This window comes from Pseudomonas abietaniphila (assembly GCF_900100795.1).
GTDB classification, from domain to species: Bacteria; Pseudomonadota; Gammaproteobacteria; order Pseudomonadales; family Pseudomonadaceae; genus Aquipseudomonas; species Aquipseudomonas abietaniphila.
Genome location: NZ_FNCO01000006.1, coordinates 324282 through 347970, shown reverse-complemented (window position 1 = coordinate 347970; position 23689 = coordinate 324282). Strand labels below are relative to the sequence as shown.

Sequence of the window (23689 nt, the reverse complement as noted above, 5' to 3'; positions counted from 1 at the left end):
GTTACAATGCGCCACCGTGTCGACTCATACAGTCGTAAAGTTAAGCCGAGGTGCTCCATGGATATCATCGAAACGATCAAAGACCAGATTGCCAAAAACACCGTTCTGCTTTACATGAAAGGCGCTCCGAATGCCCCACAATGCGGCTTCTCGGCCAAGGCGTCTCAGGCATTGATGGCGTGTGGCGAAAAGTTCGCGTACGTCGATATCCTGCAGAACCCTGAAATCCGCGCCAACCTGCCGAAGTACGCCAACTGGCCGACGTTCCCACAGCTGTGGGTGGACGGTGAGTTGGTTGGCGGTAGCGATATCATCGTTGAGATGCATGCTGATGGTTCGCTGCAGAAGCTGGTCAAGGAAGCGGTCGAGAAGAACGCTACTGCTTGATCCAGTCTGGTATTCGAAAAGCCCCGGCTCTCGGTTGAGAGTCGGGGTTTTTTGTTGTTATTTGTTGGCACTGATGAGGGGGGACTATCCGTTGTCTGTGTCGGCGCTGATGGGCTCGGGCTAACGCCAGAGCTAAAAGAAGCGCAGCAAGTTTGATCGTTCCCACGCTCCGCGTGGTAACGCAGCGACTGACGCTCTGCGTCAGCGTGGACGCGGAGCGTCCTGGCAGTCATTCCCACGCGGAGCGTTGGAACGATCGTATCCGTTGTCTGTGTTGGCGCTGATAGGCGTGGCTAACGTCAGCGCTGTTCCGCCTTCGTTTTGGTTACTTTTTCGTGGTCCGACATTTCGGCTTTTTACAAAAGTGACCCGCTGTAAGAGCGGAACCCTAAGTAGCCGTTACCGCAGAAACGGATCTATACCCAACCCCAACCCCAATAAAAAGCCCCACCTGACTCAACACCAGGCGGGGCTTTTTATCGGGGCGAAAAACCGAAATCAGTCTTCTTCGCCCATCTGCGATTGCAGGTAATTCTCGATGCCGACTTTGTCGATCAGGCCCAGCTGCGTTTCCAGCCAGTCGATGTGTTCTTCTTCCGACTCAAGGATGTCTTCCAGCATCTCACGGCTGCCGAAGTCACCCACGGTTTCGCAATGGGCAATCGCGGCTTTCAGATCAGCGTGACCTTTGCGCTCAATCTTCAGGTCGCACTCCAGCATTTCCTTGGTATGCTCGCCGATCAGGATCTTGCCCAGGTCCTGCAGGTTCGGCAGGCCTTCCAGAAACAGGATGCGCTTGATCAGCTTGTCCGCGTGCTTCATCTCATCAATGGATTCTTTGTACTCGTGCTTGCCCAGCTTGTTCAGGCCCCAATCTTCGTACATACGCGCATGCAGGAAGTACTGGTTGATTGCGACCAGCTCGTTTCCGAGGATCTTGTTGAGATGCTGGATGACGGTAATGTCGCCTTTCATGATCGAGGTCCTGTCGAAGATGTTTATCTATAAGGCGCAAGTCTGAGCCTCCTATAAACACCTGTCAAACCTAAGTTATTGAATAATAAATGAAAATAAATAGAAATAAGAATGTTTGTGTTCCGCATCTTACCGCTAACCATTTGAATTACAGGCATAAAAAAAACCGGACACAAAGTCCGGTTCTTTAAAAACGGGTGAATCAGGCGGCAGAAAATCCTGCGGGGTAGGCAAGTGCGGCTTGTGTCGTTTGCAGTTCGGTCAGTGTTTCACGCACCACTTCCTTCGCCAGGCAGGCACATTTCCCACATTTGCTGGCGACACCCAGGGTCTCGCGCACTTCACGATAGCTGCAGCATCCTTCCATGATTGCTTCGCGGATTTGTCCGTCGGTAACACCTTGGCAGAGGCAGACATACATATAGAAAAGACCGTCGCTGAGTGATTGGCTCAATGCCACGGATACTAATGTTAATGAGAATGCTTGTCAAAACTACTTCATGCGGATCAGATGACGGCCGATGAGTGGTCCGTTATTGGCGATTGCCGGGCGTAAAAAAACCGGCCGCTGGGCCGGTTTTTGGTCGTGCGTGAACTTCAATCGTCGAAGTCGTGCCAGCCGCCCATTTCTTTCCAGCGGTTGACGATGCCGCAGAACAGATCGGCGGTTTTCTCGGTGTCGTAACGCGCCGAGTGGGCCTCGCGACCGTCGAAATCGATGTCAGCGGACTGACAGGCCTTGGCCAGGACGGTCTGTCCGTAGGCAAGCCCGGCGAGCGTCGCGGTGTCGAAGCTGGAGAACGGGTGGAAGGGATTGCGCTTCATGTCCAGCCGCGCAACCGCCGCATTGAGGAAGCCCAGGTCGAAACTGGCGTTGTGGCCGACGAGAATTGCCCGCTTGCAGCCGTTGGCCTTCAAGGCCTTGCGTACGCCACGGAAAATATCGGTCAGCGCGGTTTCTTCGCTTACAGCCATACGCAAAGGGTGATCGAGCTTGATGCCTGTGAATTCCAGGGCCGCGGCTTCGATATTGGCGCCTTCGAACGGCTCCACACGGAAGAAATAGGTGTGTTCGGGAAACACGAAGCCTTTGTCGTCCATGCCGATGGTGGTCGCGGCAATTTCCAGCAATGCGTCGGTGGCCGAATTGAAACCGCCGGTTTCTACATCGACAACGACGGGCAGGTAGCCGCGAAAACGGGCTGCCATCGGATGCCTGGAGCCTGTTCCGCCGCCAGAGCCTTCCTGTTCGTCGTCGTAATGATCTTCACTCACGCGTGTTCCTCCAGCAGGCGCCAGCGCAGTTTCTCACCGGCGCGCAGCGGGATAACGGACAGCTCGCCGAAAGGCAGGCTGGTGGGGGCGGTCCATTCTTCACGAACCAGGGTAATGGTGTCGGTGTTCGCTGGCAGGCCATAGAACGCCGGGCCATTGCGACTGGCGAAGCCTTCCAGCTTGTCCAGCGCATTGCGCTGTTCGAACGCCTCGGCGTACAGCTCGATCGCGGCATACGCGGTGTAGCAGCCGGCACAGCCGCAAGCGGCTTCCTTGGCGTGTTGCGCGTGAGGCGCCGAGTCAGTGCCCAGGAAGAACTTGCTGCTGCCGCTGGTGGCGGCATCCAGCAGGGCGACCTGATGCGTATTGCGCTTCAGGATCGGCAGGCAATAGAAGTGCGGACGGATACCGCCAACCAGCATGTGGTTGCGGTTGTAGAGCAAGTGATGAGCGGTGATGGTCGCGCCCACATTGGCCGAAGCCTCGTTGACGAATTCCACCGCGTCGGCTGTGGTGATGTGCTCGAACACCACTTTGAGCGTCGGGAAGTGCTCGACCACACGGCGCATGTGCTCATCGATGAAGATTTTTTCGCGGTCGAAGACGTCGATGTCGCCACGCGTCACTTCGCCGTGAATCAGCAGCGGCATACCCACTTCGGCCATCGCCTCAAGCACCGGGAAGATCTTGTCGATGCTGGTCACGCCGGAGTCGGAGTTGGTTGTCGCACCGGCCGGGTACAGCTTGGCGGCATGCACGAAGCCACTGGCCTGGGCGGCACGGATGTCTTGCGGCTGGGTCAGGTCGGTGAGGTAAAGCACCATCAAGGGCTCAAAACGGCTGCCGGCAGGACGTGCAGCAAGAATGCGCTGGCGATAGGCATCCGCTTGTTCTGCATTGCGTACCGGCGGCACGAGGTTCGGCATGATGATGGCGCGGCCAAAAGTGCGCGCTACGTCAGCGACGGTGTGGGGCAAGACGGCGCCATCACGAAGATGGATGTGCCAGTCGTCGGGGCGCAGGAGGGTCAGGCGTTCGGACATTGGGGATTCCAGGCGGGTCAAACTCGCTGGGAATGCTACCGGAAAAGACTCTTCCAGGCACTCGCTATCAAGTTTTGTAGGAAGTAACCGATAGACACGTGTAAGCGATAAATTTTGTAACGCGGTGAATTTTTAGTGGAGCCTCCCGTGCGCCAGCGATATCTAGCCCTGCTCAGCGTGTTTGCCAGCCTGCCGGCCATGGCTCTCACTTTCCAGACACGTCTGGAGAATATCGAGTGGAAGGTAGAAGGCGATCAGTTCGAATGCCGTCTGAGCCAGCCGATCACCGACTTCGGCGCGGGCGAGTTCGTGCGTCGTGCGGGTGAACAAGCGACTTTCCGACTGAAGGCGTCCGGCTACAGCCTGGCCTCCGGATCGGCAACGCTGATTGCGGCTGCCGCACCATGGCAGCCGGGTCGAGGCGATCTCAATCTTGGTGCGGTTAAAGTCGGCAATGGGGACATCCCGTTCAATACCAGTCAGGCCCAGGCCGGTCGTCTGATCGCGGGCTTGATGGAAGGGCGCAGTCCCGTGATCCGCCACGTCCTGCGTGATGGCGGTGGGGCAATGGAAGTGCGGTTGCTTCCAGTCAAATTCAGCCATGCGTACAGCGATTTTCAACTGTGCACCGCCAAACTGCTGCCGATGAACTTCGAACAAGTGCGGCAAGCCGAGATCGGCTTCCCGGGCGGAGGCATCGACCTCGATGCTCAGGCCAAGCGTCGGCTCGACACCGTGCTGGCGTATATGAAGGCCGACCCTTCTGTGAACCGTGTCGAGCTGGACGGACATTCGGACAACAGCGGCAATCGTCTGACCAACCGTGACCTGTCGCGGCGTCGTGCACTGGCGGTCATGGACTACCTGAAGGCTCAAGGCGTGCCGGAAGAGCAGATCACCGTGCGCTTCCATGGCGAGCAGTATCCCTTGGTCCCGAACACCACCAACGCCAATCGCGCGCGCAATCGCCGGGTGAATATCCATCTGGATCGCGTCGCCGAACAGAAACCCGCGGTGGCACCGACCGCCGCGCCCGCGTCGGTTCCTGCACCGGCCCCTGTCCCGCCGCCGGCCGCTACCCCCGCGCCTACGGCCGCATCCGGCACGCCGGCCGCCAAGACCTCCTGATCGCGCGGCGACAGTCGTGTGTTCGACAGATTCTGTCGCTTCGTCGTCAGGAGCTGTCGCGACACTGTAATTCCACGGGTTTGAACGGTAGAATCAGCGGTTTTCCGTACAACGCGTTGGAGTGATGGCATGGCGGACGTTAACAAGGTAGTTCTCGCGTATTCCGGTGGCCTGGATACTTCGGTAATCCTCAAGTGGCTGCAGGATACGTACAACTGCGAAGTGGTGACCTTTACGGCTGACCTGGGTCAGGGTGAAGAAGTCGAGCCAGCACGCGCCAAGGCGCAAGCCATGGGCGTAAAAGAAATTTACATCGACGATCTGCGCGAAGAATTCGTGCGCGATTTCGTATTCCCGATGTTCCGCGCCAACACTGTCTATGAAGGCGAGTACCTGCTGGGTACGTCCATCGCCCGTCCTCTGATCGCCAAGCGTCTGATTGAAATCGCCAACGAAACCGGCGCCGACGCCATTTCCCACGGCGCGACCGGCAAAGGCAACGACCAGGTGCGTTTCGAACTGGGTGCCTACGCGCTCAAGCCCGGCGTCAAAGTGATTGCTCCGTGGCGTGAGTGGGACTTGCTGTCCCGCGAGAAGCTGATGGACTACGCCGAGAAACACGCGATCCCGATCGAGCGTCACGGCAAGAAGAAGTCTCCGTACTCGATGGACGCCAACCTGCTGCACATTTCTTATGAAGGCGGCGTGCTGGAAGACACCTGGACCGAGCACGAAGAAGACATGTGGCGTTGGACCGTTTCCCCGGAAAAGGCTCCAGACAAGGCTCAGTACCTGGAACTGACCTACCGTAACGGCGACATCGTCGCGCTGGACGGCGTCGAAATGAGCCCGGCCACCGTGCTGGCAACCCTGAACCGCATCGGTGGCGAACACGGCATCGGCCGTCTGGACATTGTCGAGAACCGCTACGTCGGCATGAAGTCCCGTGGCTGCTACGAAACCCCGGGCGGCACCATCATGCTCAGGGCTCACCGCGCCATCGAGTCGATCACCCTGGACCGCGAAGTCGCTCACCTTAAGGATGAGCTGATGCCGAAGTACGCCAGCCTCATTTACACCGGTTACTGGTGGAGCCCTGAGCGTCTGATGCTGCAACAGATGATCGACGCGTCGCAAGCTCACGTGAACGGTGTCGTTCGCCTGAAACTGTACAAAGGCAACGTCATCGTCACGGGTCGCAAGTCCGATGATTCGCTGTTCGATGCCAACATTGCGACCTTTGAAGAAGACGGCGGCGCCTATAACCAGGCAGACGCCGCTGGCTTCATCAAGCTCAATGCACTGCGCATGCGCATTGCCGCGAACAAGAACCGCAAGTTGTTCTGATCGCCGTCAGCGTGTAGAGGTGCAGCCCCGCCCGGGGTTGCACCGTTCTTTCAGATGCTCCCTACGCCCGGCCACTCCGTTTTATTCAGGCCTTGCTCGATGACGACCTATTTCTCCGGCTCCGGCACGTCAGAAGATGAACGTCCGGACGCGTTGATTTTATCCGTGCTTTTGAACTCGAAGCGATACGCCTTACCGATGTTCCAGACATCACGCACACTCAGATCGAGCAACTGAGCAATTTCCTGCGCCGTGTAGCCCAGTGAGGAGTAGTGCATGGCATGACCGGCGACAGAATCATCGACCAAAACCGGGTCCTGGCTACGAGCAGGCCTGGGTCTTACCGGGCGGCTGTAGAGGATTTTCAGACCGTTCTCGTTCGCCAGACGCTTGATCTCCTTGCGGTTCATCCGCAACGAGTATTGGAGCGCCGAGACGCCCGCACCCTTCGCGACTAAACCTTTAAGTTGTTCGAGCTTGGCTTTCATCTGCGCTTCTGGGTCCAGCTCCTGAGCCGTCTTTGTTGCCTCGCAGCCCATTTCTCCAGATTCACCCTCCGGGACTACGTTAATGACACCGCCCTGGGCGACGTATTGCTCTATGGCTTCAGCTATTTTCAGAGGTTCGGAGGTGATCGCTGAAAATACTCCTGTTTTTTTAGTCATGGTTTATTCCTTTGAACAGGTTGATAAAGACGGCGCCTACAGCGCGCCGTTGTCCGTCATCAACTATTTCAGGGCTGGACAGGCTTCTTCGAGCCGGCCGAACCCTGCTCGCGCTTGAAGTCCAGGCAAGGAAATAGAAAGATGATTAAGGGCAAATGTTGATTCGGTTAAAGCAGCTAATGAATGTCGGTAGTTGTCGAAAACCGAAAGTTCGTTTGCAGAAAAAAGTAACGACTGGAAATAGTTTTGGCAAGTAAAAAATCAAATCACGGCAATTTGAGTTTTGTTATTTTTTTTAGTCTTACAGGGCCGATGTTGCGGTCTGTTAGTTGTGTAGTATTTTTCTGGTTTGCAGGAAGTTAGCTGGATTTACAAGGTGGGATGGTATTACGTGGTGGGCGGAAGAACTGTATCAATAAAATGTTAATTAACGGCAATAGCTTTGTATAGCGTATGAAAAGCATTTTTTGAAGTGTTAGCGGGTTTGTCAGCACGCTGGGGGCTTTGTCAGCAAACACTGCTGCTGCGCGCAAGCGATTCAGGGGCATCGGATTAATCCGATCATCGTGTAGGCCATTTCTCTAAATAAATATGTATGAAGAAAAGGATTTTCAGGTGTGTAATTTTTCAACGCGCCTCAGGAGCATCACGAAGGAACGGGGCCGCAATATTTTATGGATGTTGTCTACTCGCATGTTCTGCGGATGAGCTTATCCTGTCAGTCAAGGATGTTGATTCGTACGGTGGCTTTCGAAATGGCAGGTCAGGTGCACCGTCAGAACAGCAATGGAGGGCCGTCGGCAATGGACGGGTACGAGATCGGGAAAAAGTGCACCAGAGCGTGTTGGCTATTCTTTATTCAGCGCTTGACGGGGTGGACGGCTTCGATGAGGCACTGGCTGTGTGATCCTGAGTGCTGCAAGCATCACGTCTGTCATTCCGGATTTATTTCGGACTCGTCTTTTCGTCGTTTCCGAGAGTTGCCAATGAGGAAGCAAAAAATATGAACAGCCTCCAAGTGAGGATGGATAAGTCAGGTTTTGTAGGATCTTTCTGTTGCTTGAGTAGGAAAGGTCTTTGCCTGCTAGTCCGTAGGGAGGAGCGCCATGCAAAGCACTAAACGACTAAGCTATTGTGCGGGCTCTGAAAATTCGAACAGAAAAAAATGGACTGCTCATGAATAAAGTGTTGATCGTGGATGATCACCCTGTCATTCGGCTCGCTGTACGGATGTTAATGGAGCGTCATGGCTACGAAGTCATCGCCGAGACGGATAACGGCGTGGATGCGCTGCAACTGGCACGCGAGCATTTGCCCGACATCGTCATACTGGACATTGGTATTCCCAAGCTGGACGGCCTGGAGGTCATTGCCCGTTTGACGGCAATGACGCTGCCTTTCAAGGTATTGATCCTGACCTCTCAGGCCCCCGGGCATTTTTCGATGCGTTGCATGCAGGCGGGAGCTGCGGGATATGTCTGCAAGCAGCAAGACCTCACTGAGTTGCTCAGTGCAATCAAAGCGGTGTTGTCCGGCTACAGCTATTTCCCAAATCAGGCCCTGCACACGGTGCGTTCGAGTCTGGGGAACGCCAGCGAGGCTGAGATGGTTGATCGGCTCTCAGGGCGGGAGATGATGGTCCTGCAGCAGCTGGCTCGGGGGAAAACCAACAAGGAAATTGCCGATGGAATGTTTCTCAGCAATAAGACAGTCAGTACTTACAAAACGCGTCTGCTATTGAAACTCAACGCGCATTCGCTGGTGGATCTCATTGAGCTGGCCCAGCGTAATGGGCTGGTGTAACAAAAGGAGCCCAGGCTCGAAACAGGTGTCAGCGATGTCGCGACGCTGCAGGCGGTATCCATGAATTTTGCCGACAGGCTAAAGCCTCTCAAGTACAGGAGAGGCTTTGAACAGTGTCTTTTTGCGGGGCGTGTCAGAGGTCGAAATCGTAGTCGGCCAGTTGCTTCTGGAGTCGACGCTCTTCCAGCAGGTTGTCGATGGTGCGGCGCTTGCTGAGATTGGTTTTTGCCGTTTCTACAGGTACTTGGGCGGCGTCGTCGGAATCCCCGGCCACGAAGTCGTCCTCTACGTCCATCTGCTCTTTGCCAGTGCTCATCAAGTTGACTCCAGGCTTAGACTGTCATTGGCGGACCTTATAGCGACAAACTTCGACCGGGTAAAAAAGATTTTTTCAATCGATCAACCGCTGAAAACGCTATCGCTCAATCGTCGGATGTCTTTGCCTTGTATTCGCACAGGTCTTCGATCCTGCAACTGCCGCACCGAGGCTTGCGCGCGATGCAGACGTAACGGCCATGCAGGATCAACCAGTGATGGGCGTCGAGAAGATAATCCTTAGGGACGAACTTCATCAGTTTGTTTTCCACTTCGATGACGTTCTTGCCCGGAGCGATTCCTGTGCGGTTACTGACCCTGAAAATATGCGTGTCCACGGCCATGGCCAACTGGCGGAAGGCAGTATTGAGCACGACGTTAGCGGTCTTGCGACCCACGCCCGGCAGCGCTTCCAGGGCTTCTCGGCTTTGCGGTACTTCGCCGCCATGCAGTTCCACCAGCATGCGGCAGGTCTCGATGACGTTCCTCGCCTTGCTGTTGTACAAACCGATAGTCTTGATGTACTCGGACAGCCCGTCGACACCCAAGTCGTAAATCGCCTGTGGGGTGTTGGCGACCGGGTACAGCCTGGCCGTCGCCTTGTTCACGCTGACGTCCGTGGCTTGCGCCGACAGGATCACCGCGATTAACAGTTCGAACGGCGAACTGTAGGACAGCTCGGTTTTGGGATCGGGATTGTCTTCGTGGAGGCGACGAAAAATTTCCAGACGTTTTACTGCGTTCATGAAATGCGCTTTCCCTGAGTAACAGTCGTATCAAGTGTGGCATCGGGCCGATTGGCAGGCTTGGGTCGGTCTATGAGGCTTCAAGCGCCTGTAACGCTTGTTCGGCCTGTGCGACCTCGGCGATCAGTGCCGCCACCTGATCAGGCGGCAGCTCCGCAGATTGAGCTTTGGCGAGGGCGGCACGGCGCATGGCAAGCTGGATTTTCGCTCTGTTCAAGGCGGCCTTGTCAGCTTTTGCAGTGGGCTCAATGTTAACTGGCGCCACGGTTGGTGTTGCCTGGTCGGATCGCCCAACGCCCTGAAGCGCAGCCAGGGCGCGTTCGGCCTCGTCAAGTTCCCTTTGCAGCTCCACCAACCGCGCCGCCTGTTCTGCGATGGGCGGGTGTCCGAACGCTTTGAGTGACTTGTTCAGTTGGGCGCGGCTCATCGTGACCTCGATGCGCGCCTGCTTCAATGCTGCATCGTGGTCAGCCGTCTTCTGCGTGCGAACCAGTTCCAGCGCCGCCTGCACGGGATCTCCTTGAGCTGGCGTCGAGGCTGCGGGCTTTCGCTGACGAGCCAGACGTTCGGCCTGGCGCTGTTGTTCTTCCCGCTCCAGCCGGGCGTTGCGGGTTTCGAAGCGTTGACGTGCGTGACCGCGTTTGGCTGCTCGCGCGACCTGCTGGGCTTCGTCAAACGCCAAGCCACCGACTATCGGCACCACGGTGGCCGATGGCAGAGGCAGCATGTCGATGCAATCGACGGGGCAGGGCGCCACGCACAGGTCGCAGCCGGTGCACTCGTCGACGATCACGGTGTGCATCAGTTTTGCAGCACCGACGATTGCATCGACGGGGCAAGCCTGAATGCACTTGGTGCAGCCGATGCATTCCGCTTCACGAATGAATGCAACCTGGGGAGGGGCGCTTCCACGTTCGGTGTCCAGTTGCAGGACCGGCACATCCAACAGGCGCGCCAACGCTGCGATGGTTTCATCGCCGCCCGGTGGGCATTTGTTGATCGATTCGCCGCTGGCAATGCCTTCGGCGTAGGGCTTGCAGCCGGGATGGCCACATTTGCCGCATTGGGTCTGCGGCAGGAGGGCATCGATACGCTGAATCAGGCTCATGCTTTGACCAGACCGACGACCCTGGAGGTCGTCGGCCGCGTTCAGGGTTACTTAATGCGCTGACCCGGCTTGGCGCCGCTGTCAGGACTCAGCAGGTAGATTTCTTCGCCGCCAGGACCGGCCGCCATCACCATGCCTTCGGAGATACCGAAACGCATTTTCCGAGGCTTGAGGTTGGCGATCATCATGGTCAGACGACCTTCCAGCTCCGCCGGGTTCGGGTAAGCGCTCTTGATACCGGAGAACACGTTGCGTTTCTCGTCACCGATGTCCAGCGTGAGGCGCAGCAGTTTGTCGGCCCCTTCGACGTGTTCGGCTTTCTCGATCAGCGCGACACGCAGGTCGATGGCGGCGAAGGCGTCGAAGTCGATTTCCGGTGACAGCGGATCCTTGGCCAGTTCGCCGTTACCTTGAGCGGCTGAGCCGGTGTCGGTGGCGCTGGCCGTCAGGTCTTCTTTCGAAGCGTTGGTCATGGCTTCCACCTTTGCCGGATCGATACGGGTCATGAGGGCCTGGAACGGGTTCAGCTGATGGTTGCTGAGCAGCGTCAGGTGGTCGTCCCAGGTCAACGGCGCGACGTTGAGGAATTGCTCTGCGTCGGCGGCCATATCAGGGAGGACCGGCTTCAGAAAGATCACCAGTTGGCGGAACAGGTTTATGCCCAGAGCGCAGATGGCCTGGACTTCATCCTGTTTGCCTTCCTGCTTGGCCAGCGACCAGGGTGCCTTGTCGGCAATCCAGGCGTTGGCCCGGTCGGCCAGCGCCATGATTTCACGCATGGCACGGGCAAAGTCTCGGGCTTCGTAGGCGTCTGCGATGCTTGGCGCAGCGGCGAGGAAGGCGTCGGTCAACTCTGGTGCGGCATTGCCGGCCACCAGAACGCCTGCGTTACCTTTGTGGATAAAGCCTGCGCAGCGGCTGGCGATGTTCACCACCTTGCCGATGAGGTCGGAGTTGACCTTCTGCACGAAGTCTTCCAGGTTCAGGTCGAGGTCGTCGACGCCACGGCCCAGCTTTGCGGCGTAGTAGTAACGCAGGTATTCCGGCGACAGGTGCTCAAGGTAGGTACGCGCCTTGATGAAGGTGCCGCGCGACTTCGACATTTTCTGGCCGTTGACGGTCAGGTAGCCGTGCACGTTGATGCCGGTCGGTTTGCGGAAGCCCGAGCCCTCGAGCATCGCCGGCCAGAACAGCGCGTGGAAATTGACGATGTCCTTGCCGATGAAGTGGTACAGCTCGGCCGTCGAGTCCTTGTTCCAGAAGGCATCGAAGTCCAGCGTCGGCGTGCGATCGCACAGGTTTTTGAAGCTGGCCATGTAGCCGATCGGCGCATCCAGCCAGACGTAGAAGTATTTGCCTGGCTCGTCGGGGATTTCAAAACCGAAGTACGGTGCGTCGCGGGAGATGTCCCACTGTTGCAGGCCCGAATCCAGCCATTCGGCGATCTTGTTTGCCACGGCGTCCTGCAGCGTGCCGCTGCGGGTCCATGTTTTAAGCATGGCGTCGAAGGCGGGCAGGTCGAAGAAGAAATGCTTCGAGTCCTTGAGCACAGGGGTTGCGCCGGAAATCGCCGATTTCGGGTCTTTCAGGTCAGTCGGTGCGTAGGTGGCTCCGCACTTCTCGCAGTTGTCGCCGTACTGGTCTTCAGTGCCGCACTTCGGGCAGGTGCCTTTGATGAAGCGGTCGGCCAGGAACATTTTCTTTTCCGGGTCGAAATACTGGGTTACCGAGCGCGTGGCGATATGGCCCGCGTCGCGCAGACGGGTATAAATCAGGCTCGACAGCTCGCGGTTTTCTTCAGCGTGGGTCGAGTGAAAGTTGTCGAAGTTCACCAGGAAGTCGGCAAAGTCGGCGCTGTGTTCAGCCTGAACGTTGGCGATCAGTTGTTCAGGCGTGATGCCTTCTTTTTCAGCGCGCAGCATGATTGCCGAGCCATGGGCATCGTCCGCGCACACATAGATGCACTGATTGCCGCGGTGCTTCTGGAAGCGCACCCACATGTCGGTCTGGATGTACTCGAGCATGTGGCCAAGGTGAATGGAACCATTGGCATAGGGCAGGGCGCTGGTGACGAGAATCTTGCGTGGCTCGGACATGGGGCTCGGCTACTTGAAGTGAAACGGAGGTCGGCCACTATAAAGGTCTAAGCGTTTTTTTTCATCCCACACCGCGTGTCGGAATCGGCTTCGCACCCCTTTGGGAAAACACGGCCCCTCTTATTCCGATGAACGCGGTAGGATAGCCGCCTGTTTTGCTCAGTCTTTTTCGGGAGTGACCCATGAGCGCTGTCAACCGCGCAACGGTGGAAGCCGTCCTTCGCCAGTACACCGATCCTTATTTGAACCAAGACCCTGTCAGCGCCGGTTGTGTGCGTGCCATCGACATCGAGGGTGATCGCGTCAACGTGCAGCTGGAACTGGGCTATGCCGCAGCGCTGTTCAAGAACGGCTGGGCGCAGATGCTGCAGATGGCCATTGAAGGGCTTGAGGGGGTTGCCTCGGCCAAGGTTCAGATCGATACGTTGATCACCGCTCACAAAGCCCAAGGGCAAATCCCTGGCTTGGCCAACGTCAAGAACATCGTCGCCGTTGCCTCGGGCAAGGGTGGCGTCGGCAAATCCACCACGGCGGCCAACCTGGCCTTGGCGTTGTCTCGTGAGGGCGCGCGGGTCGGGATTCTCGACGCCGATATCTATGGTCCGAGTCAGGGCGTGATGTTCGGTATCGCTGAAGGCACGCGGCCGAAGATCAAGGATCAGAAGTGGTTCGTGCCGATTGAGGCCCATGGCATCGAGGTCATGTCGATGGCTTTCCTCACGGACGACAACACGCCGATGGTCTGGCGTGGGCCGATGGTCTCTGGCGCGTTGCTGCAGCTCATCACGCAGACGGCCTGGAATGACCTGGATTATCTGGTCATCGACATGCCGCCTGGCACGGGTGACATTCAGCTGACGCTGGCGCAGAAAGTCCCGGTCGCCGGCGCGGTTATCGTGACCACGCCGCAAGATCTGGCATTGCTGGATGCGAAGAAGGGCGTGGAGATGTTCCGCAAGGTCAACATTCCGGTGTTGGGCGTCGTGGAAAACATGGCGGTGCACATCTGTTCGAATTGCGGTCATGCCGAGCATTTGTTCGGTGAGGGCGGCGGTGAGAAGCTCGCCTCGCAATACGGCGTCGAATTGCTGGCTTCGCTGCCGCTGTCGATGCTGATTCGCGAGCAAGCCGATGGTGGCAAGCCGACGGCCATTGCTGAGCCGGAAAGCCAGATTGCGATGGTGTATCAGGAGCTGGCGCGCCATGTCGGGGCGCGGATTGTGTTGCAGGAAGCGGCAACACCGGCGATGCCGAATATTTCGATCAGCGACGATTGACGCTTTAAAACGGGGCTGTTCGCGGGGGTGTAACGTTCGGGTTTCCGTAGCGTCTCTTTCGCGAGCAAGCTCGCTCCCGCAGGGGTTTTAGAGCAGCTGCAAAAACTGCGGGCATAAAAAAACCCCGCTTTTGAGGGCGGGGTCTTTTAAGCGATTCAGTGCAAGTTAGATAACTTGAACTTCTTCAGCTTGCATGCCTTTCTGACCGCGGGTAGCGATGAAAGAGACCTGCTGGCCTTCTTTCAGGCTTTTGAAGCCGTCAGATTGGATTGCTTTGAAGTGTACGAACAGGTCGTCACCGGATTGTGGAGTGATGAAGCCGAAGCCTTTTTCATCGTTGAACCACTTAACGGTACCGGTTTGGCGATTAGACATGGTGTATCTCCTTGGACAAAGTTAACTGCGACTCAGGAAGAACCCTGGCCGAGACTGAGTGCAAAGAGCAGGAAAAATTCTTGGAGATGGTTGGATCGAAATTCAACATCGTGTAGAGATTCTCAGTGACACAAGCAACACAGTGGACCCACCTTAACCCTTTTTTCCGGATGTGCCAATGGGCATGTCTCGTTTATTTCGACGGAAGGCATAAACCTTCCCGTGCGGGTCGCGCGCAATCTTTGAACCCGGCGCCTTGGACCGGTAAGATGCCGGACATCTTTTTTCACCTCGCTATTCAGGACATCGCCATGAGCATCAAATCGGACAAGTGGATTCGCCGCATGGCGCAGGAACACGGCATGATCGAGCCGTTCGTAGAGCGTCAAATGCGCGGTGAGGGCGCTGACCGGCTGATCTCCTTCGGTGTCTCCAGCTATGGTTACGACGTGCGTTGTGCCGACGAATTCAAGGTGTTCACCAACATCAATTCGGCGACCGTCGATCCCAAGAATTTTGACGAAAAGAGCTTTGTCGACATTAAGAGCGATGTCTGCATCATCCCGCCGAACTCGTTTGCGCTGGCCCGCACCGTCGAATATTTCCGCATTCCCCGCAATGTGTTGACCATCTGTCTGGGTAAAAGCACCTACGCGCGCTGCGGCATCATCGTCAACGTGACGCCGCTGGAACCGGAGTGGGAAGGTCACGTCACGCTGGAGTTTTCCAACACCACGACGTTGCCAGCGAAGATCTACGCCAACGAAGGCGTCGCTCAGATGCTGTTCCTGGAGTCGGATGAAGAATGCGAAGTCTCCTACAAGGATCGTGGCGGCAAGTATCAGGGCCAACGTGGTGTCACCCTGCCACGCACCTGAGCCGCTGAGCCAGATTTCACCGTTGGTCACTTTGAAACGGAATTAGTCTCGAAAACTGCACTCTATTGACTGAACTGTTCCCGTCCGCACCATGCGGATGGGGCCAACGCTCAGGAGTGCCCTATGAAGAGACAAATCAGAACCAGCAGCAAGGAAGCCGACCCCGGACAGAACCAGGTCGGGTTGCTGGCTTGGTCGCTGTTAGCGCATCCCCATTTGAACAACATGGTTGCTGGCGGTATTCCAGGCCAGCCCAATCCTGACAGCCCCGATTACCCAGAGCCTACAGAGCCTGGTGTGCCGACCCTACCCGACGAGCCTCCTCCCGCTCCGGTGGCCTGACACCGGCGGCCTGCCGGTGCTTCGGCATCGGCGGGCTTCGTTCTTAATTCCCTGCACAGTCTCAGCTCACCGCTTCCGCGATGTGCCCGCACCTTCAAAGCGATTCCCAGACCGCTCCGTCGCCCACCACATACACCCTGCTGTTTTCCTGCCGCTCGATGTTCATGCCGCCCGTAAAGGCCCCGAACGCGGGAAGCACGCTGACGTGTTGCAACACGTAAAAGCACGGCAGGCGCAGACGCTGTCGGCCTCTGCCAAAGAGTCTGTAGGTCGGATGTACGTGGCCCGCCAGAACGTGGTGAGTGGGATGAGGATCGGGTTCATGTTGCAGCGCAAAAGGCCCTAGCAGGAGCGGTTCCGGTACGACGATGATGCCCAAGTGCTGCGGCGGATCGCCGGCGCGTTTGTCGTGATTGCCGCGAATCAAGGTGATCGCCAGTGACGCATGTCGCTCGCGCCAGGCCTGCAAGGCTGCCAGCGTGCCTGCAGCGTGCGACTCGGGGGCGTGCAGGAAATCTCCTAGAAAAATCAGGTGTTCGCAGTCATAGGCGGCGAGAAGCGCATCCAGGCGTTGTAAGTTGTCGTCTGTGGTGCCGTGGGGCACCGGCTGCCCCAATTTTCGGTAGGCGGCTGCTTTACCGAAATGCGCATCGGCGATCAGCAAGGCGCGTTCGGCGGGGTAATAGATCGCTTTGTCCGCCAGCAGCCACAGTTCGGCGCCGGCCAGCTGGATGGAGAGATAAGGCCTCATGACGTCACCTCGGGCCCGGCGGCTTTTTCCAGATCCCGCACCATGCGCGCAATGCGGTCAGAGAGTTTCTCCGTGCTGAGGCTTTCGCGCATGCGCTCGACCAGCAGCGGGAACGCCATCGGCGTCGGGCGTTTGATCAGGTGCAGGTCGAGGGTGCGGCTGTTGATTCGTTGCAGCGTATGTTCCAGTCGGTTGACGTCCAGCTCCTGTCGCAAGACTTCCTCTTGTGCCTGGGTCAGCAACAGGTTGCTCGCGTCGTATTGCTTGAAGACCTCAAAGAACAACCCGCTGGAGGCTTGCAGTTGGCGATTGCTTTTGGGGGCGCCGGGATACCCTGAAAACACCAGGCCGGCAATCCTCGCGATTTCACGAAAGCGACGTAACGCCAGCTCTCCGGCGTTCAGGCTGGCCATGATGTCGGTCAACAGGTTGTCCTCGCTGAACAAGTGTGGAGTCAGTCGTTGCGACCAATCGACTTCGGTCGCGCTCAATAGCTCGAAGCCGTAGTCGTTGACGGCGATGGAAAACGTCAGTGGCGTATCCCGGCTCAGGCGCCACGCCAGCAGGCTCGCCAGGCCCAGGTGGACGTGACGGCCGGCAAATGGATAGAGAAACAGGTGCCAACCTTCCCGGGACCTCAGTACTTCGGCCAGCAGCGTGTGCTTGCGCGGTAACGCTGACCACTCGCGCTGCACGTCCAGCAACGGGCTCACGGTGTGCATCTCGGGGCTGTCGAAAATCCCTTGCGCCGCTGCGTCGAACTTGTCCACCACCGCGTCAGCCAATTCACTGGAAAGCGGCATCCGGCCGCCATTCCAGCGGGGGACAGCGGCTTTTTTGCTCGTGGCGCGTTTGACGTAAGCGGTCATGTTTTCCACCCTGACCAGTTCGAGCAGGCGGCCGCTGAACAGAAATCCGTCTCCGGGCTTCAGACGAGCGATAAAACCCTCTTCGACGCTGCCCAGCGAACCACCTCCGCCGCCCTTGCTCCAGTACTTCACGTTGATGCTTGCGTCGCTGACGATGGTGCCCACGCTCATGCGATGACGCCGTGCCAGCCGCGCATCGGGCACTCGCCAGACGCCATGTTCGTCAGGCTCTACACGGCGATAGTCAGGATAGGCCGTGAGTGACAGGCCACCGTGGCGCACGAATGCCAACGCCCATTGCCACTCCTCGTCGGTCAGATCACGGTAGGCCCAGGCGGTGCGAACTTCAGTCAGCAGGTCGTCGGGCAAAAAGCCGCCACCGAGCGCCATGCTCACCAGGTGCTGTACGAGAACGTCCAGCGGTTTGTGAGGCGATTCCCTGGGTTCGATCATTCGGGCCTCGACCGCATCGTGTGCTGCCGCCGCTTCGACCAGTTCAAGGCTGTGCGTCGGCACCATCGTCACGCGAGAAGGTCGGCCGGGCGCATGGCCGGAACGTCCTGCGCGCTGCATCAGGCGCGCGACGCCTTTGGCCGAACCGATCTGCAACACGCGCTCAACCGGAAGAAAATCCACGCCCAGATCGAGGCTGGACGTGCAAACCACCGCTTTGAGGTGGCCTTCTTTCAGCGCTCGCTCGACCCAGTCGCGCACTTCGCGTGACAGCGAACCGTGATGCAGTGCGATCAGGCCGGCCCAGTCAGGGCGGGCGTCCAGCAACGCCTGATACCAGATTTCCGATTGTGCGCGGGTGTTGGTGAACACCAGGCAACTGGCGCTGCTGTCCACCTCGGCAACCACCTGCGGCAACATGCGCAATCCCATGTGGCCGGCCCAGGGGAAGCGCTCGATGCCCTGCGGGATCAAGGTGTCGACAATCAGGTCCTTGACCACCTTGCCTTGCACGGCGGTGCCTCCCTCGCCGAGCAGCACCTGTTGCGCGTGTTGCTGATTGCCCAGCGTGGCCGACAGTCCCCATACGACCAGTGCAGGGTTCCAGTGGCGCAGTCTTGCCAGTGCCAGCTGCAACTGAACACCCCGCTTGTTGCCGATCAGCTCGTGCCATTCGTCAACGACGATCATCTTCAGCGTGGAAAACGTCGCTTGCGCATCGGCGCGGGTGAGCAGCAGGGTCAGGCTTTCGGGCGTGGTGATCAGCGCAGAGGGCAGCCGCCGACCCTGTTTTGCGCGCTCGCTGCTGCTGGTGTCGCCGGTGCGAAGCCCCACGCTCCAATGGATCTCGAGATCCCTTAAAGGAGCTTCGAGCGCACGCGCGGTGTCGGCGGCAAGGGCTCGCATCGGGGTGATCCACAGCACCGTCAACGGCGTCGGGGCGGGCTTGCGTTTACGAGGTTTTTCCTCGACCGGGGAGGGCGCAGGCCTGGCGAACTGATTGAGGGCAGCAAACCAGACCGAATAGGTTTTGCCGGCGCCGGTGCTGGCATGCAGCAAACCGGATTCGCCACGGGCCACGGCGGCCCATACGTCTTTCTGAAAGGCGAAGGGCTTCCAGCCGCGAGCGGCGAACCAGCGCTGGGCAACATTGACGGATCTGGGCATGCGCGGGCTCTGAAAGGTGTTCATTCAGAGACCGTCGGGGCAGGGGATTAGTTTGGTTGGATGATCGTTAGTGTCGGTTCGTCGTACAGGAATCCTGTGGGAGCGAATTCATTCGCGAAGGATTTTTCAGGCGCCAAAAAGGGGGGCGGCTGTACGATCGCATCGCGAATGAATTCGCTCCCACAGTAGTCCGCGTCGGTCAGCATCCAATGGCGAACCTGATTATTTCAAATTGCCACTCAAGAACTGCTGCAACCGCTCGCTCTTCGGGTTACCCAGCACGTCGTCGGGATGGCCGATCTCTTCAATCTGTCCCTGGTGCAGGAACACCACCTGGTTGGCGACCTTGCGGGCGAAGCCCATCTCGTGGGTCACGAGAATCATCGTGCGGCCTTCTTCGGCAAGGCCTTGAATCACTTTTAACACTTCACCCACCAGCTCCGGGTCGAGTGCCGACGTCGGTTCGTCGAACAGCATGATTTCCGGCTCCATCGCCAACGCGCGAGCAATCGCCACGCGCTGCTGCTGACCGCCGGACAGGAATGCCGGGTATTGATCGGCAACACGTGCCGGCAGGCCGACCTTTTCCAGGTATTTGCGCGCGCGGTCTTCGGCTTCGGCCTTGGAAACACCCAGCACGCGGCGCGGCGCCATGGTGATGTTTTCCAGCACCGTCATGTGGCTCCACAGGTTGAAGTGCTGGAACACCATGGCCAGGCGTGTACGGATGCGCTGCAGTTCAGCCGGATCGGCGACACGCATGCCGGTTGCATCGCTGACCATGCGAACCGGCTGGCCGTCCAGGCTCATGGCGCCGTCGTTGGGCTGTTCGAGGAAGTTGATGCAGCGCAGGAAAGTACTCTTGCCCGAGCCGCTGGCGCCGATCAGGCAGATCACGTCACCGACGTTGGCCTTGAGCGACACGCCTTTGAGCACCTCGTGTTCACCGTAGCTTTTGTGCAGGCCATCGATGGTCAGTTTGTACATGACTGGCAATCCTTAAGGAGAAAGTAAGTAGCCGCTGCGGTAGGCTTCGGTGCCGGCGACATGGGCGATGACCATGCCGGCAGTCGCCATGCGTCGCAAAGAGCGGGCGTACATAAGGCCGGCGTAGGCCGCGTGGATCGGGGTCACCGCGTCGCTGATCGGGTCGATGACCTCAGCGATCAGTTGCCCGGCCTCGACGTATTCGCCTGGCAGTGTGCAGAACACCAGCAGGCCGCCGACAGGCGTGGCAACCGGTTCGACCGCCGCCAGTTGCGTCGCCGGATAAATCAGTTCGGGTTGCGCCACCGGCTCACCGGCAATGGCGCCGTATTGCATCAGGTAACTGATGATGGCCTGGCAATCGCGGCTGCCGAGGGCGTGACACACATCGCCTTGACCGCGTAATTCCAGCGTCACTGAAAAGCTGCCCAGTGGAAGGGGGAAGCGGTTCTCGAAGCGCTGCTGTAATTGCCACCAGACGAGCGTGAAGCACTCATCGAACGACTGGCCACCGGAGTCCGTCGCCAGCAGGCTGGCTTGCGCACCGAGGTAGCGCGACAGCGGCTCGACCTGCGGCCAGGCCTCTGGCGTGGTGTACAGGTGTTCCACGGATTCGAAATCGCAATGCAGGTCGAGCACCATGTCGGCCTCACAGGCCAGACGTTGCAGGGTCAGGCGTTGCGATTCCAGCTGAGTGGTGCCGACGCAACCCTCCAGCGCGGCACGCAGACTTTTGCGAATCAGCGCGACGTTGTGCTGCGCGTCGTCGGTCAGCAACGGCTCGACTTCATCGCCCACGTGCTGGCTGAGATCGACGAACCGGCGGTTGAAGTTTTGCCCGCTTTCCAGCTCATAACGTCCGAGTGGAATGTCCATCAGCACCTGTTCCAGGCCAATGGGATTGGCCACGGGAACCACGACGATTTCGCCCAGCAGCTGGCCGGTTTTTTCAAGCTCTGCCAAACGTTGTTTCAGGTACCAGCTGACCAGCATGCCGGGGAGTTCATCGGCATGCAGGGAGGACTGAATGTAGATTTTGCAGGCGCCGTTTTCCGGGCCGTAGTGAAAGCTGTGGATCTGCCGCGCGGTGCCTGGCACCGGGGCCAGCAAATCATGAGTCTGGTGTCGCATGGGCAGGTCCTAGTGAGACGGGCCGAGGAAGGCCAGCCAGCGGCGTTCGGCCAAACGGAACAGGCCCACCAATATGAAGGTGACCGTGAGGTAGATCAGCGCGGCGATGCCGAACGACTGGAACGTCAGGAAGGTGGCCGAGTTCGCATCGCGGGCAACTTTGAGGATGTCCGGCACGGTGGCGGTGAAGGCCACGGTGGTCGAGTGCAGCATCAGGATCACTTCGTTGCTGTAGTAAGGCAGCGAACGGCGCAGGGCCGACGGCATGATCACGTAGGTGTACAGTCGCCAGCCGGTCAGGCCGTAAGCCTTCGCCGCTTCGACTTCGCCGTGGTTCATGCTGCGAATCGCGCCGGCGAAGATCTCGGTGGTGTAGGCGCAGGTGTTGAGGGCGAACGCCAGAATGGTGCAGTTCATCGCGTCGCGGAAGAACGAGTTGAGCAGCGGCTGATCGCGCACGACTTCCAGGCTGTAGATGCCGGTGTAGCAGATCAGCAACTGGATATAGAGCGGCGTGCCCCGGAACAGATAGGTGTAGAACTGCACCGGCCAGCGAACCAGCGGGTTGCGCGAGACGCGGGCAATGGACAGCGGAATGGAAGCGATGAAGCCGATGGCGATGGACGCGCTGAGCAGCCACAGGGTCATGGCCAGGCCAGTGATGTTCTGCCCGTCCGTATAAAGGAAGGCGCGCCAGTATTCTTGAAGCAATTCGATCATCGTTGAGCCTCCCGGCTGCCTGCGGCGTAACGCCGTTCAGCCCAGCGCAGGGCAAAGTTGGAGACGCTGGTAATGACCAGATAGATCAACGCGGCGAGCACCAGGAAATAGAACAGCTGATAGGTGCTTTTGCCTGCATCTTGAGACGCTTTGACCAGGTCGGCCAGACCGATGATCGACACCAGCGCCGTGGCCTTGAGCACCACTTGCCAGTTGTTGCCGATACCGGGAAGGGCGAAGCGCATCATCTGCGGGAACACCACGAAACGGAAGCGCTGAGCACGGCTCAAGCCATAGGCGGTGGCGGCTTCGACCTGGCCACGCGGCACCGCGAGGATCGCGCCGCGGAAGGTTTCGGTGAAGTACGCGCCGTAGATGAAGCCCAGCGTAATGACACCGGCGGCGAAGGGATCGATTTCGATGTAGTCCCATTCCATCGCTTCGGTGAAGCTGGTGAGCCAGGTCTGCAGGCTGTAGAAAATCAGCAGCATCAGCACAAGGTCCGGTACGCCACGAATCAGCGTGGTGTAGACCTGCGCCGGGATACGCAGGATCGCGGCTTTGGACAGTTTGGCACTGGCGCCCAGCAGGCCAAGCACGATGGCCAGCAGCAGCGACATTACCGATAATTTGACGGTCATCCAGGTGCCCTGAAGCAGCAACGGGCCGAAGCCCTTGAGGCTGAACGCGGACAGTCCCAGGTTTTGCAGGAGAGTTTCGAACATGTGGAACCTATACAGTCAATAAAAACGCCCATCGATTCAGAGGGGGATTCGGATGACCCCTGAGTCGACGGGCGTTAGTTTACTTATTTACCGCTGTACAGATTCAGATCGCCGAAGTGCTTCTTCTGGATCTCGGCGTATTTGCCGTCATCGTGTAACGCTTTGATACCTTTGTCCAAAAGCGCTTTCAGGTCTTTGTTACCTTTCGAGATACCGACTGCAGTTTTGGCTGGCAGCAGTGGATCGTCGATTGGCTTGCTGACTTCGTAGCCAGCACCTTGTGGCGATTTCAGGAAGCCCAGTTCGGCTTGCAGCATGTCTTGTACGGAAGCGTCCAGACGACCGGACACCAGGTCGGCGTAAACCTGATCCTGGTTGGCGTAGGCCTGGGTTTTCACGCCAGCCTTGTCCAGGATGGCCTTGGCGTAGGCTTCCTGAATGGTGCCTTGCTCGTAGCCAACGGTTTTGCCTTTGAGCGAAGCGACGTCAGCGCTCAGACCGGAGCCTTTCTTGTAAACCAGCGAAGTCGGGCCGGAGAACAGTTCGCTGGAGAAGTCGATGACTTTCTCGCGAGCCGGGGTCACGGTCATGGAGGAGATCACGCCGTCGAACTTGTTGGCTTTCAGGCCGGGGATCATGCCGTCGAAATCGCTTTCGACCCATTTGCACTTGACCTTCAGTTCTGCACAGATCGCGTTGCCCAGATCGATGTCGAAGCCGACCAGGCTACCGTCAGCGGCTTTCGATTCGAATGGAGCGTACGAAGGATCGACGCCGAAACGCAGCTCCTTGTATTCCTTGGCCATTGCGTTGCCAGCGGCCAGACAGATGGCGAGTGCGGAAAGGGTCAGCCATGCTTTTTTCATCGTTCAGTCCTTAAAACCAAATTGAGCGTTGGGAACACGCGAAGGCTTGCTACCGGCAGGTGCCAGACCGCAAAAAGATAGCAATTTCCGAACCAAAGAGACGAACGTGCGTTTTAAATGTACGGAGTTGTCGCAATGATGACTTTGAGCCATCTCTTGTCTTTTTTCAGTGCGCCGGAGGCAGTGGGAGAGTAGCCGAAACGGCCGGTCAGAGTGCGTAAAAATTGAAGGAACGCGCTTGCCCGCGCATGGGCGTTGCA

General features: G+C 58.1%; 23 protein-coding genes and 1 pseudogene. 7 read left to right on the top strand and 17 right to left on the bottom strand.

Translation table 11 applies throughout. The annotated features are described in order from the left end of the window. The first annotated feature begins 57 nt into the window (after positions 1 to 57). On the top strand, positions 58 to 387 hold the full coding sequence (grxD, locus tag BLS87_RS14390) for a Grx4 family monothiol glutaredoxin (protein WP_074753148.1): 330 nt from the start codon (positions 58 to 60) through the stop codon (positions 385 to 387). 498 nt (positions 388 to 885) lie between these two features. On the opposite strand, the gene bfr is transcribed toward grxD, so the two are convergent. The 4 genes from bfr to pyrC all read right to left on the bottom strand — a co-directional run bounded on the left by bfr (position 886) and on the right by pyrC (position 3680). Continuing rightward, positions 886 to 1362: a bacterioferritin gene (gene bfr / locus BLS87_RS14385; protein WP_062387988.1), complete on the bottom strand. Its 477-nt coding sequence runs from the start codon at positions 1360 to 1362 to the stop codon at positions 886 to 888. 202 nt (positions 1363 to 1564) lie between these two features. Next, on the bottom strand, positions 1565 to 1783 hold the full coding sequence (locus tag BLS87_RS14380) for a bacterioferritin-associated ferredoxin (RefSeq protein ID WP_074753147.1): 219 nt from the start codon (positions 1781 to 1783) through the stop codon (positions 1565 to 1567). A 176-nt stretch (positions 1784 to 1959) separates the two neighbouring features. Next, a complete protein-coding gene (gene rnt / locus BLS87_RS14375; RefSeq protein WP_074753146.1) occupies positions 1960 to 2637 on the bottom strand; it encodes a ribonuclease T in 678 nt (225 codons plus the stop codon). Continuing rightward, positions 2634 to 3680 carry a dihydroorotase gene (pyrC, locus tag BLS87_RS14370; protein WP_074753145.1) on the bottom strand — a complete coding sequence of 349 codons (1047 nt, stop codon included), beginning with the start codon at positions 3678 to 3680 and terminating at the stop codon, positions 2634 to 2636. The genes rnt and pyrC overlap by 4 nt, the downstream gene beginning before the upstream one ends. Positions 3681 to 3827: 147 nt before the next feature. Here pyrC and BLS87_RS14365 point away from each other — a divergent pair, with 147 nt between their 5' ends. Both BLS87_RS14365 and BLS87_RS14360 read left to right on the top strand, forming a co-directional pair. Next, entirely contained in the window at positions 3828 to 4808 is a 981-nt protein-coding gene (locus tag BLS87_RS14365; protein WP_074753144.1) for a flagellar protein MotY, read from the top strand. A 129-nt stretch (positions 4809 to 4937) separates the two neighbouring features. Further along, positions 4938 to 6155 carry an argininosuccinate synthase gene (locus BLS87_RS14360; RefSeq protein WP_074753143.1) on the top strand — a complete coding sequence of 406 codons (1218 nt, stop codon included), beginning with the start codon at positions 4938 to 4940 and terminating at the stop codon, positions 6153 to 6155. Between the two features lie 107 nt (positions 6156 to 6262). Here the strand turns inward: BLS87_RS14360 and BLS87_RS14355 are convergent, their stop codons facing one another. Continuing rightward, positions 6263 to 6820 carry a hypothetical protein gene (locus BLS87_RS14355; RefSeq protein WP_074753142.1) on the bottom strand — a complete coding sequence of 186 codons (558 nt, stop codon included), beginning with the start codon at positions 6818 to 6820 and terminating at the stop codon, positions 6263 to 6265. A 1176-nt stretch (positions 6821 to 7996) separates the two neighbouring features. On the opposite strand from BLS87_RS14355, the gene BLS87_RS14350 reads away from it, so the two are divergent. Then, a complete protein-coding gene (locus tag BLS87_RS14350) occupies positions 7997 to 8623 on the top strand; it encodes a response regulator transcription factor (protein ID WP_074753141.1) in 627 nt (208 codons plus the stop codon). Positions 8624 to 8756: 133 nt separating this feature from the next. Here the strand turns inward: BLS87_RS14350 and BLS87_RS14345 are convergent, their stop codons facing one another. From BLS87_RS14345 to metG, 4 genes and pseudogenes are all read right to left on the bottom strand, one after another. Further along, on the bottom strand, positions 8757 to 8939 hold the full coding sequence (locus BLS87_RS14345; protein ID WP_074753140.1) for a PA3496 family putative envelope integrity protein: 183 nt from the start codon (positions 8937 to 8939) through the stop codon (positions 8757 to 8759). A 106-nt stretch (positions 8940 to 9045) separates the two neighbouring features. Next, the gene (gene nth / locus BLS87_RS14340; protein ID WP_074753139.1) at positions 9046 to 9684 is read right to left on the bottom strand and encodes an endonuclease III; all 639 of its coding nucleotides are present in this window, start codon (positions 9682 to 9684) and stop codon (positions 9046 to 9048) included. Between the two features lie 73 nt (positions 9685 to 9757). Continuing rightward, positions 9758 to 10792 (bottom strand): annotated as a pseudogene (gene rsxB / locus BLS87_RS14335) (electron transport complex subunit RsxB); the annotation flags it as partial. A gap of 47 nt (positions 10793 to 10839) precedes the next feature. Further along, positions 10840 to 12888, bottom strand: coding sequence for a methionine--tRNA ligase (gene metG, locus BLS87_RS14330; protein WP_074753137.1), 2049 nt, complete (start codon positions 12886 to 12888; stop codon positions 10840 to 10842). Between the two features lie 182 nt (positions 12889 to 13070). Here metG and apbC point away from each other — a divergent pair, with 182 nt between their 5' ends. Continuing rightward, positions 13071 to 14165 (top strand): iron-sulfur cluster carrier protein ApbC, encoded by a 1095-nt coding sequence (apbC, locus tag BLS87_RS14325; RefSeq protein WP_074753136.1) that lies wholly within the window; start codon positions 13071 to 13073, stop codon positions 14163 to 14165. A 165-nt stretch (positions 14166 to 14330) separates the two neighbouring features. On the opposite strand, the gene BLS87_RS14320 is transcribed toward apbC, so the two are convergent. Continuing rightward, positions 14331 to 14540, bottom strand: a complete 210-nt coding sequence (locus BLS87_RS14320; RefSeq protein WP_002554837.1) for a cold-shock protein — start codon at positions 14538 to 14540, stop codon at positions 14331 to 14333. Between the two features lie 311 nt (positions 14541 to 14851). On the opposite strand from BLS87_RS14320, the gene dcd reads away from it, so the two are divergent. Beyond that, on the top strand, positions 14852 to 15418 hold the full coding sequence (dcd, locus tag BLS87_RS14315) for a dCTP deaminase (protein ID WP_017126297.1): 567 nt from the start codon (positions 14852 to 14854) through the stop codon (positions 15416 to 15418). 123 nt (positions 15419 to 15541) lie between these two features. Continuing rightward, a complete protein-coding gene (locus BLS87_RS14310) occupies positions 15542 to 15760 on the top strand; it encodes a hypothetical protein (protein WP_074753135.1) in 219 nt (72 codons plus the stop codon). 94 nt (positions 15761 to 15854) lie between these two features. On the opposite strand, the gene pdeM is transcribed toward BLS87_RS14310, so the two are convergent. From pdeM to BLS87_RS14275, 7 genes are all read right to left on the bottom strand, one after another. Further along, positions 15855 to 16511, bottom strand: coding sequence for a ligase-associated DNA damage response endonuclease PdeM (gene pdeM, locus BLS87_RS14305; RefSeq protein WP_074753134.1), 657 nt, complete (start codon positions 16509 to 16511; stop codon positions 15855 to 15857). Beyond that, a complete protein-coding gene (locus tag BLS87_RS14300) occupies positions 16508 to 19000 on the bottom strand; it encodes a ligase-associated DNA damage response DEXH box helicase (RefSeq protein ID WP_074753183.1) in 2493 nt (830 codons plus the stop codon). Before BLS87_RS14300 ends, pdeM begins: the two co-directional genes overlap by 4 nt. 222 nt (positions 19001 to 19222) lie before the next feature. Further along, on the bottom strand, positions 19223 to 19987 hold the full coding sequence (locus BLS87_RS14295; protein WP_074753133.1) for an ABC transporter ATP-binding protein: 765 nt from the start codon (positions 19985 to 19987) through the stop codon (positions 19223 to 19225). Positions 19988 to 19999: 12 nt separating this feature from the next. Further along, entirely contained in the window at positions 20000 to 21118 is a 1119-nt protein-coding gene (locus tag BLS87_RS14290) for a succinylglutamate desuccinylase/aspartoacylase family protein (RefSeq protein WP_074753132.1), read from the bottom strand. Between the two features lie 9 nt (positions 21119 to 21127). Next, on the bottom strand, positions 21128 to 21838 hold the full coding sequence (locus tag BLS87_RS14285; protein ID WP_074753131.1) for an ABC transporter permease: 711 nt from the start codon (positions 21836 to 21838) through the stop codon (positions 21128 to 21130). After that, positions 21835 to 22563, bottom strand: coding sequence for an ABC transporter permease (locus BLS87_RS14280; protein ID WP_074753130.1), 729 nt, complete (start codon positions 22561 to 22563; stop codon positions 21835 to 21837). Before BLS87_RS14280 ends, BLS87_RS14285 begins: the two co-directional genes overlap by 4 nt. 83 nt (positions 22564 to 22646) lie before the next feature. After that, the gene (locus tag BLS87_RS14275; RefSeq protein ID WP_074753129.1) at positions 22647 to 23429 is read right to left on the bottom strand and encodes a transporter substrate-binding domain-containing protein; all 783 of its coding nucleotides are present in this window, start codon (positions 23427 to 23429) and stop codon (positions 22647 to 22649) included. Positions 23430 to 23689: the final 260 nt, after the last annotated feature.